Consider the following 9385-nt stretch of genomic DNA (forward strand, 5'->3'; position numbering starts at 1 on the left):
CATGGGACAAGTACGAGAGAACCTACCCAACGGCGACCCACGCAACAAAATTGAATACTTGGCCGATTGCATCGACGACGCCAAGGCCGCGAGTGCAGAGAACGCAAGCGACGCACCGCAAAACCTATTGGTAAACCCTGAGTTATCCCATTCTGGTGTTGATTTGGCGATGGGTTCACCGCATCAATTACGTTGGCTCACCAATGCTTACACCTACAAAGACCAAGCCGCGAACCAAATGCACCTTGGGCGCAGCTTTGGCCGTCCGGCTCCCGTGGGTTGGGGTGTGGAAGTCGTGCCGATTGATGGCGTGAGCGATTATCACAGCGTGGCGTACTCAAGTCTGGGCGGTGATATTGAGAAGTTCGACTACACAGCCAAAGCGTCCTATCTACTGGCGACAGGCTCAAACAGCCGAGTGTTGCATTTCAGTGTGTTCAGTGCGCCTTTTGACCGAGAGCTTCGAGCACTCAACGATGAGGGCACCGCGTGGGTGCCAGAAAATCAATCGTACAGCTTGTTTTTCCGTGGTGAAAAGAACACCGCCGTGCGCTTTGGTTTGCTTGAACTTGATGCAAACGGCGATTTCGTCGGGTATGTGGCACAAGCGCAGATTCCCGCCGAAGCTGGGTTTAACCAGTTTTCACAAGCATGGTTGCACGGCATCAAACTCCAAGCGGGCGGTTTGTACGCTTACTTTGTGGAGTCAGATACCAGCTTGGGCGAGTTCACTTCAAGTCCAGTCAGTGCGGGCGTGTTTTTAAACCCTGATGAACTCGACACCATTCCAGACCTGACGCCGAGCGATACCGCCACGCGCCGCTTTCGTCTGACGGAGTCGTTTGGCGAATTCAGCAAAGCAGATGTTGAAGCGGGCGTCCACCTCAACGTGAGTAAGTTTTTGATGCCGTTTGGTATGGAAAAGCACCTTATCTTTGCGAGCTTAAAAGGCACGCCAGGATACTACACCGTGCAAAACTTGCCCGCCGAAGTGGTGAAAACCCGTTATGACCAAGTCAGTGTGCGCGGAGCGGTTGCCGATGCAACCACCGTCATCATGGCGTACTACTCGGAATCGCCTGTGCACTTGAATTACTTCAGCTCAGCCAACTATCAAGCGGTGTAGTTATGCCGCTATTTATCTTTGTCATCATACTCTTAGGGATTGGAGCCTTTACTATGACAACCTCAACCACATCAAGCGTTCGCGGGATTCGCATCCATAACCCGCTTAACATTCGCATTGCCGCCAATGCATGGAAAGGCAAGGTGACGCCGTCACGCGATAAAGCCTTTGAAACCTTTAAAGCGCCCGAATGGGGCTTTCGTGCCGGAGCGATTTTGCTGCGTAACTACCAATTGCGCCACGAACTGCACACGCTGACCGAAATCATTCACCGCTTTGCGCCACCAAACGAAAACCACACGGCCAACTATGCACGCTTTGTTGCGGGTCGCGTGGGTGTCGGTATGGATGAGCGCATTGATTTAGTGAACAACAAGCCGTTGTTGGTCGAAGTGCTTCACGCCATGAGCGTCATGGAAGTGGGTCGCCATTACAGCAAACACACGGTGCTGAAAGGCGTCAATCTGGTTTAAAACGTCATTGATAGCGTCATATGACGTTTAACTATATTAAGGAAAAAATTATGTTTGAACGTTCAACATTAAAAGGCTTAACGCTTCTTGGTTCTGTTATCGCTGCGGCAACGGGCTACGGCCATTTATTCAGCGTGGAAATGACCGACACGGGCGTCAATTTCGGCGGTGCGGTTGGCTTGGCGATTCCTGCCGTGATTGGTGCTTATGAATCGCTGCCGGACAAGTGGAAACCAAGCAAAAAAGTAGGGGGCTTGGATGGAAAACGCCTTAATTAACGCCTTGTCGGGCTTGGGCTTTTCGTCTGAGTCGCTGGTCATGTTTGTACTTATCGGCATGAATCTCAAGTATCAAATCGCCATCAATAAGCAGCTTACTCAAGGGCTGCAAGATGTGCGAGAAAGTGTTTTGGTTCTAACGGCAACGCGCAACAATGAAAGCTAAGGCTTAAAACCTGCGAACTGGTTCGAATCGTCATTAATGACGATTTACACAGCGAGTAGGGAGCCGATACTTTTGGCGGGTCGATTGACCTCGACAGGCTTCAAATGACGCCACCAAAGCAGAAGCCTAAAAAGCCGAACCCTTAGCGATGGGGTTCGGCTTTTTGCTACAAACTTAATAGATAGTTGAGCGCTGAACCGATTCCTAAAAAGTATGGAAACGATTTTTCCAAAAAGTCAGGCAGCCTTAAATAGCTAAGTGTAGAAGCAAGCTTATAAATCTTGCAGTATTCCGAGTATTTCAGAGCGTAAGAGAATTGATCTGTACTTGAAAGAATATCTACACAGTCTCTTCTAGAGTAACGATATCCGATAGAAAAGAATACTAGCAACTCGACTTTGTCTTTCTCTTCTTTATACTTTAATCGTTCACGAATATCGGACTGCTTTGGAACAAGAACTGAATTGCACGACACAGCGTCCAAATCGTACCTTGTCCAGTCAGGATCGTTTGTTTTCTCTAGTACTGATCTTACATCGACTCTTCCAACTCTATCATGCCCAGCCCAAATAGCTTCTTTTGTTTTGCTTGCCACCCTTTTTCCAATCCATTCAAAGTACCGCTCCAAGTAGTGATGTGTAAGCTCATTCGAACGAGAGAAAGGTTCCTCACTTTTTCTATATACGGTAAATTTGTATAGGAAATAACACACAATCAGAAAGATAATAAAGGATATTTCAGCTTTTGTTCCGGAAACTCCAACTCCAACAAAAGGAAGCTTATTTAATGCTAGGTAATTCTCCAGTTGCAAAAATAGAACTACAGAAGCAATTGTGAGATTCCTACCGATAGTTGTTGTTGATAGGTTATCTTTATAGGACTTGCTGTTATCAAGCGAGCTCATGATCTAACTCCAAAAAATTTGCCAAATGTTATAACAACAAGCATTAAATATACAATGCTAGGCGGTTATAACTTTATTTTTGAGCTCTGAGTTTGGTTGGCACCCAAGGCGCCGCATTTCTACGACCACCACGAAACGGGTGCGGCGTGGATTGCAACTCTGTAATCTTAGGCGCTTCGATATGACCATATCGAGCCACCAATTCCTTGTATTCATCACGCCAAAGGGCTTGTTCCTTTAATTCTGTCGGGCTGAGCTGACGACCGTCAGGACAAATCAAAACAGCGCGTTTCTCATCAATCCGAAATCCCGTCCAACGATTGTCGTTTGGAAGAAAACCGAGACTTTTAATCAAAAGTAGCTTTTCAGCCATTGGATTTATCAAAATGCGGCCATCTAACCAACGACGAACGGTGACAGGTTTAACGTGAAAAAACTCAGCGCCGTGCTTAATGCTCGTGAAGTTTTGCCAAAACAACGTAGTGAAAGACTCTTTTGTCATGTGATGTGCCTCGAAATTCTTTATATTCTTAAAATTTTTTTTCGCGTGGCAAAGCCGAAAAATTTAACAAATCACGACTTAGGCCAAAACGCGTGGGTGGCGATGTTAATGAGGCATTAGAGAGAAAAAAAACAAACTTAGGTGAAATGCGACTGACAAAACAAGGACTTATATTTTGTTGAGTCGAAATTAAATCAAGAAGTATCAGAGCGTAAATCGGTGTAACTAAAACTAAAGTCAGTGCGCATTATGTATATTATGTTAAATTGTATATCGCCGTACGCTAAATGTTGTCTGAGTATGCTCCTATTCCCCTGCAGATTTTAAATTTAAGGGCCTTACGGTGAGCATTAAACATAATGGTTATTTACCATAAAATAGCTAATATCGATCTATCAATCTACGATTGCTTGCTCTTCAATTAGCAACTTATAAAAAATGGCGTCTATTTCTTTAGACGCCATTTTTGTTTACTGGAAATATTAAATTAGCCACCGGCTAATTTGACTGTCATGCCTTTCTTTTCAAGATGTGCCTTGATCTTGTCTCTAGCATCACCTTGAATCTCGATATTGCCATCTTTTACAGAGCCACCACAGCCACAGACTTTTTTGAGTTCTGCCGCTAATAACTTTAAAGGTGCATCATCCAAGTCTAAACCTGTAACAATGCATACGCCTTTACCTTTACGGCCTTTCGTTTGGCGCTGAATCCGAACAACACCATCGCCTTTAGGGCGAGATACTTTTTCTTCTTCCGGTTTAATTCGACCGGTTTCTGTTGAATATACCAGAGTCATTCTATTGTTTCTTTTGTTGTTGAGCTTGCATCGCTTTTTGCTTTGCAACCAAATAAGCTTCGATATGGCGTTGAATAGCGGCTTTACTGCCCTTAATCAGTTTACCATTAAACATACAGTACCAAGAGTTAGGTTGGCCTGTATCATTTTGAATAGTATAGCCGTTAAAGACCTCTGATTTTGCAACACCTGTTTGCTGCACTCTCTGTCCGAGTGAAGCAAACTCTTTGGGATCAATAATCGATGCGGTGTCACACCACCAATCAATGCTTTTCTTTACCGCCGTCAAACTTCCCTGTAAGACGTGGTTCTTGATTTTAACCTTCCAAACACTGCCATCTGATCCGACTGACTGCAGGTTAAAACCTCTATAATTTGAAATCGCCATACCACTGAGTCATCTGTTTAATGCGTTGATATAATCATAATTGCTACTGAGCAATATTCAAATACGGCTTGAATAAACCTTGCTCTAGAAAACAACTTGTATCATAAAACGCGTCTCGATAACGTTAATCACTTTGCACTGTTTATACAATCTTCCAAGAACTCATGAAATTTGTGCCCGTTGTTTTGAAGCATTTTAGGGAACATTGAGATCGGAGTCATTCCTGGAAATGTGTTTACTTCGTTTAAGTAAATCTCATCATCTTCCGTTAGGAAAAAGTCGATACGAGATAAATGACGAAGATTCATTTGTTTAAATACCGTCTCAGACGCGTGTTGGATGGAATCTAATTGTATTTGAGTTAGATTCTTCGCCTCAACTTCTGTGAGCGAGTGACTTGAACTGCTGTACTTTTCATCGTACGAGTAAAAAGCACCATCAGGCGCGATGACCTCGCCTGGCTTAGTGATATGTAGTTGGCCATTCATCTCATATGCAGCAACTTCAAGTTCTCGAGGTTTTACTGCTTTCTCAACCAACACTTGGTCAGAAAACCCAAAAGCATCATTTACTGCATTAGAAAGCTTGTCTTTTTCTGTGACACTGTAACAGCCAACGGAAGAGCCTTGGCGAGCGGCTTTAACAAAAACTTTTCCCCACTTTTCAAAGGCTTTATGAGCTTGAACGTGAGCTTCTTCATCGTTTCGCGTTAAGAATAAGTATGGCGTATTGGGTATGCCGATAGCGTCGTACCAAAGCTTAGATGTGATTTTATTGAAACTATTGCTACTCGCTTCTGGCCCGCAGCCAAGATAAGGAATACCTGCGATTTCAAACAGAGATTGAATGTCGCCTGTTTCGCCAGGAAAACCATGTATACAAGGCACGATGAAATCAATGGTTTGATTAGATTCACTTGAGCACAACTGCTTGGTATTGAGATCCAAGTAAACCAACTCACCTTGGTTGGTCATCCAACCTTCGTTTTTTATTTCTACGCGTGTAACGTGAACGTCTTCAATAAGATTTAGTTGTTGTTCGACAAAATTTGCAGACAATAATGAAATCTCGTGCTCAGAAGAGCCACCGCCGCATAGTAAAAGAATATTTTTAATCATGAATCCATCTTTCCGTGACCTACAAAAGATACTATTTATTATGATAAACCTTTGAAGTGTGACGTACAGTAATTTTAATGTGAGGAATGTTGTTCGAATAGGATTTGAGCAAATAAATAAGGGAGCTATTCGCTCCCTTATTTGATGTGTTAATTTAATTTGTTAAGCGTTGGGTAAGCTGAGTTTTTGATTGCATCAATGCTTTTAACAAATGGTCTTAACTGCTGAAATTGAGCTGGCAAAGTCGAAATCGCTTGCTTGGCTTCTGCGCTTGTTGCGTAGTCTCCGTATAAAACTGAGAACCACTTAGTACCGTTTACAACTTTGTAGTTTTCCCAAATTGGCTGACCGTTCTGTGGCAGCTTATTTGCAAACTGATCGACTTTAGCTTGGCTACCCACAGCTGCGACTTGAATGGTATAGCCGAATCGTTGAATGCCAGCTTGCTTTTTACTTGGTGGTACGATCTTAACTGGCTTCGCCTGCTCTTTTGGCGTTAGCTTGACTACTTTCTTTTCTTCAGGCTTTGCCGTCATTTTCACAACAGTTGGTTGTACGTCTTTTTCTACTACAGCGTTTTCAGACGCCATAATTGGTTTAGAGATACGATCTGATTTGTAGTCCTCTCGGTAACTTTCTGAGGTCACATCCGTGATGTAAGTTTCAGATGCACAAGCAGAAAGCAGAACTGACAAGCCGATGATTGCGATTTTTTTCATGAAGTAACAAATGCTCTGGATAAATATTACGATAAATCATGCCGATAGCAGGGCCGTTTATCAAGCATCAAATACAATAATCTGTGATTTTGATGTGATGAATAACACAAACTCCATAAGCATCGTACACATTTTCTGCAATGTCTGGTCTGAAGATGTTTTATCAGTAAATTATTCGTTTATGATTGATATGAAACCGAGAAGCCAACGTGACTTACAAACGGCCAGGAGTCAGCATGAATAAACTACATAAACTCTTTAAACCCAACTCTGTGGCCGTTATTGGGGCATCTCAAAAAGCATTGCGAGCAGGACATGTTGTGATGCGCAACCTTCTACAAAGTGGATTTGGTGGCGCGATTATGCCAGTAACGCCGCGATATAAAGCCGTATCTGGCGTGATCGCTTACCCTGATGTAGCTTCCCTGCCCTATACGCCAGATATTGCAATTTTGTGTACGAACGTTTCACGTAACGAGCAATTGCTTAAAGAGCTAGATGAGAGAGGCACACCGTTTGCGATTGTTATCTCTGATGACCCTAATCCTTTAGATATCTCATCATTGAACATTCGAGTCTTAGGCCCAAACAGCTTAGGTATCATCCTTCCTTGGCACAATTTTAACTGCACGTTTTCCCCTGTTGCAGCTAAACCCGGAAAAATTGCTTTCATCTCACAATCCGCGGCGGTTTGTACCACGGTTTTAGACTGGGCAAATGATAAGAACATTGGTTTTTCTTCGTTCATTTCGATTGGGCGCGGACAAGATATCGATTTTGCAGATTTGCTCGACTATTTGAGTATGGATGGAAACACTGAAGCTATTCTGCTTTATGTTGATAATATCCAAGACGCTCGCCGATTTATGTCTGCTGCGCGCGCCGCTTCACGTAACCGACGTATATTGGTGCTAAAAGCGGGCCGCTCTAAAGAGATGAATACTTTTGAGCAGCAAGACGGAGATACACTTGACGTAATTTACGATTCTGCTATTCGCAGAACTGGTATGTTACGAGTCAGCAATACGCATGAGCTTTTTGCCGCGGTAGAAACACTCACGCATTCTGTGCCACTTCGTGGAGAGCGTTTAGCGATCATCACCAATGGCGGCGGCCCTGCTGTTATGTCCGTTGATACTTTGATTGAACGTGGTGGCCAACTCGCAACGCTTGATGACGCTTCCATTGAGCAATTACAAGCAGTACTTCCATCCAACTGGCGTGCTCGAAATCCAATTGATCTGTCTGGTGACGCAACCCAAAAACGCTATATTGATACCATTAACGCACTGATGAATAACGACTGTGCAGATGCGATATTGATTATGCATAGTCCTTCTGCTGTTTCTGATCCTCTTGAAACTGCTCAAGTCGTTATTAATGCCATCAAATCTCACCCTCGGCATAAGCATTTTAATATCTTGACCAACTGGTCAGGAGAACAAACGTCGAGAGAAGCGCGACTGGCCTTTACTCAAGCAGGCATTCCAACCTATAGAACACCTGAAAGTGCGGTTGTAGCATACATGCACTTGGTCGAATACAGACGAAACCAGAAACAACTAATGGAAACGCCAACGACGGCAGAGCCATTACATTCTGGAAGTGTGAGTTCAGCAAAAGAATGGGTAAACGAACGACTACTGGATAAAAACACAGTCACCTTGGATACGCATCAAACCAGCCCATTATTTAAGCTGTTCGGGTTTAACGTTTTGCCTACGTGGATTGCATCTGACGACATTGAAGCCGTTCATATGGCAGAAAATATTGGATATCCTGTTGCGGTTAAATTGCGTTCTCCAGACATTCCTCATAAATCGGATGTTCACGGTGTTGCTCTAAATTTAAGAAACAGTCGAGAAGTTTCCAACGCAGCGCTATCCATTTTAGATACCGTAAAGCTCAGTTACCCTTCCGCCAATGTACATGGGCTGTTAGTACAAGGGATGGCAAAGCTCGGCAGCGCTGAAGAGCTACGGATTAGTATTGCAGTAGATAAAGTCTTTGGACCAGTGATCTTGCTTGGTCAAGGCGGCTCTGAGTGGAATATCGCCCAAGATGCCGTCGCTGCACTTCCTCCTTTGAACATGACGCTTGCGCGCTACCTTGTCGTTGTTGCCCTAAAGTCTGGAAAGATTCGCCTGCAGAAACACAAAGATGCGCTCGATATTACTGAGTTGTCGAAGTTCTTGGTTCGTATCTCCCAAATGGCAGTTGAGTTACCAGAAATACAAAAACTGGATATCCATCCAGTACTGGTGTCCGGAAGCGATTTAACTATCCTTGATGCAGATGTCACACTGTGTAAGTACGAAGGAGACGCCCAAAAACGGCTAGCGATTCGCCCTTTCCCGGCAGAGTTTGTCGAAACGGTGACGCTTCGAGATGGCCAACCTATCCTGCTTCGCCCTATCTTGCCTGAGGATGAGCCGCTGCATGCTCAATTCATTAATAGCGTATCGAAAGAAGATCTCTATAAGCGTTTCTTTTCTGAAGTTGGAGAGTTCAACCATGAGGCTTTGGCAAACTTTACTCAAATCGACTACGACCGCGAAATGGCGTTTGTTGCGGTAGCGTTTAATACTGACGGACCGTCTATCATAGGGGTAGCCCGCGCATTGATTACACCAGACAATAGTGACGCTGAGTTTGCTATTTTGGTTCGTTCAGATTTGAAAGGAAAAGGTTTAGGCAAAGTGCTGATGCAGAAAATAATCAGCTATTGCAAAATTAAAGGCACAAAGCAAATGTCTGGAATGACCATGCCAACAAACAGAGGAATGTTGATGTTGGCTCAGAACTTGGGGTTTGAGATCGATGTCCAGTTTGCAGACGGTACGGCAGATATGGTGCTCCCTTTAAATTGAAAAGCGCAGCATTAGCGATGACTTTTACTTCTTACATTCGAT

The 9385-nt window shown here is 43.9% G+C and carries 11 protein-coding genes; 5 read left to right on the forward strand and 6 right to left on the reverse strand.

All coding sequences use genetic code 11. The features are described 5' to 3' along the window. Window position 1 precedes the first annotated feature (1 nt). The 4 genes from R7E51_RS09905 to R7E51_RS09920 are packed head-to-tail and all read left to right on the forward strand — an operon-like array spanning window position 2 to window position 2043. Window positions 2-1126 carry a TasA family protein gene (locus R7E51_RS09905; RefSeq protein ID WP_206957526.1) on the forward strand — a complete coding sequence of 375 codons (1125 nt, stop codon included), beginning with the start codon at window positions 2-4 and terminating at the stop codon, window positions 1124-1126. Window positions 1127-1128: 2 nt separating this feature from the next. Beyond that, window positions 1129-1599, forward strand: a complete 471-nt coding sequence (locus R7E51_RS09910) for a structural protein (RefSeq protein ID WP_206957525.1) — start codon at window positions 1129-1131, stop codon at window positions 1597-1599. Between the two features lie 50 nt (window positions 1600-1649). After that, window positions 1650-1877 carry a hypothetical protein gene (locus tag R7E51_RS09915; protein WP_005457391.1) on the forward strand — a complete coding sequence of 76 codons (228 nt, stop codon included), beginning with the start codon at window positions 1650-1652 and terminating at the stop codon, window positions 1875-1877. Next, window positions 1858-2043, forward strand: a complete 186-nt coding sequence (locus R7E51_RS09920) for a hypothetical protein (RefSeq protein WP_029823315.1) — start codon at window positions 1858-1860, stop codon at window positions 2041-2043. The genes R7E51_RS09915 and R7E51_RS09920 overlap by 20 nt, the downstream gene beginning before the upstream one ends. Window positions 2044-2209: 166 nt before the next feature. Here the strand turns inward: R7E51_RS09920 and R7E51_RS09925 are convergent, their stop codons facing one another. From R7E51_RS09925 to R7E51_RS09950, 6 genes are all read right to left on the reverse strand, one after another. Continuing rightward, on the reverse strand, window positions 2210-2947 hold the full coding sequence (locus tag R7E51_RS09925; protein ID WP_206957523.1) for a hypothetical protein: 738 nt from the start codon (window positions 2945-2947) through the stop codon (window positions 2210-2212). A 73-nt stretch (window positions 2948-3020) separates the two neighbouring features. Next, window positions 3021-3449 (reverse strand): phage protein, encoded by a 429-nt coding sequence (locus R7E51_RS09930; RefSeq protein WP_206957521.1) that lies wholly within the window; start codon window positions 3447-3449, stop codon window positions 3021-3023. Window positions 3450-3936: 487 nt separating this feature from the next. Further along, window positions 3937-4248: a stress response translation initiation inhibitor YciH gene (gene yciH, locus R7E51_RS09935; RefSeq protein ID WP_005376292.1), complete on the reverse strand. Its 312-nt coding sequence runs from the start codon at window positions 4246-4248 to the stop codon at window positions 3937-3939. Window position 4249: 1 nt separating this feature from the next. Continuing rightward, on the reverse strand, window positions 4250-4636 hold the full coding sequence (locus R7E51_RS09940) for a DUF3319 domain-containing protein (protein ID WP_005376294.1): 387 nt from the start codon (window positions 4634-4636) through the stop codon (window positions 4250-4252). A 128-nt stretch (window positions 4637-4764) separates the two neighbouring features. After that, on the reverse strand, window positions 4765-5754 hold the full coding sequence (locus tag R7E51_RS09945; RefSeq protein ID WP_033907069.1) for a D-alanine--D-alanine ligase: 990 nt from the start codon (window positions 5752-5754) through the stop codon (window positions 4765-4767). A 149-nt stretch (window positions 5755-5903) separates the two neighbouring features. Further along, window positions 5904-6473: an SPOR domain-containing protein gene (locus R7E51_RS09950; protein ID WP_005390018.1), complete on the reverse strand. Its 570-nt coding sequence runs from the start codon at window positions 6471-6473 to the stop codon at window positions 5904-5906. A 236-nt stretch (window positions 6474-6709) separates the two neighbouring features. Between R7E51_RS09950 and R7E51_RS09955 the strand changes: the two genes are divergently transcribed. Beyond that, the gene (locus R7E51_RS09955; RefSeq protein WP_085569030.1) at window positions 6710-9343 is read left to right on the forward strand and encodes a bifunctional acetate--CoA ligase family protein/GNAT family N-acetyltransferase; all 2634 of its coding nucleotides are present in this window, start codon (window positions 6710-6712) and stop codon (window positions 9341-9343) included. Window positions 9344-9385 lie beyond the last annotated feature (42 nt).

The sequence above is a fragment of the Vibrio sp. Vb1166 genome, from assembly GCF_033338695.1.
Lineage (GTDB): Bacteria > Pseudomonadota > Gammaproteobacteria > Enterobacterales > Vibrionaceae > Vibrio > Vibrio alginolyticus.

Excerpts from the sequence above, each read along its gene's own strand:
- R7E51_RS09940 (WP_005376294.1), bottom strand. The coding sequence starts at position 4,636 with ATGGCGATTTCAAATTATAGAGGTTTTAACCTGCAGTCAGTCGGATCA.
- R7E51_RS09950 (WP_005390018.1), bottom strand. The coding sequence starts at position 6,473 with ATGAAAAAAATCGCAATCATCGGCTTGTCAGTTCTGCTTTCTGCTTGT.
- R7E51_RS09955 (WP_085569030.1), top strand. The coding sequence starts at position 6,710 with ATGAATAAACTACATAAACTCTTTAAACCCAACTCTGTGGCCGTTATT.
- R7E51_RS09945 (WP_033907069.1), bottom strand. The coding sequence starts at position 5,754 with ATGATTAAAAATATTCTTTTACTATGCGGCGGTGGCTCTTCTGAGCAC.
- R7E51_RS09905 (WP_206957526.1), top strand. The coding sequence starts at position 2 with ATGGGACAAGTACGAGAGAACCTACCCAACGGCGACCCACGCAACAAA.
- R7E51_RS09910 (WP_206957525.1), top strand. The coding sequence starts at position 1,129 with ATGCCGCTATTTATCTTTGTCATCATACTCTTAGGGATTGGAGCCTTT.
- R7E51_RS09930 (WP_206957521.1), bottom strand. The coding sequence starts at position 3,449 with ATGACAAAAGAGTCTTTCACTACGTTGTTTTGGCAAAACTTCACGAGC.
- R7E51_RS09920 (WP_029823315.1), top strand. The coding sequence starts at position 1,858 with ATGGAAAACGCCTTAATTAACGCCTTGTCGGGCTTGGGCTTTTCGTCT.
- R7E51_RS09925 (WP_206957523.1), bottom strand. The coding sequence starts at position 2,947 with ATGAGCTCGCTTGATAACAGCAAGTCCTATAAAGATAACCTATCAACA.
- yciH (WP_005376292.1), bottom strand. The coding sequence starts at position 4,248 with ATGACTCTGGTATATTCAACAGAAACCGGTCGAATTAAACCGGAAGAA.
- R7E51_RS09915 (WP_005457391.1), top strand. The coding sequence starts at position 1,650 with ATGTTTGAACGTTCAACATTAAAAGGCTTAACGCTTCTTGGTTCTGTT.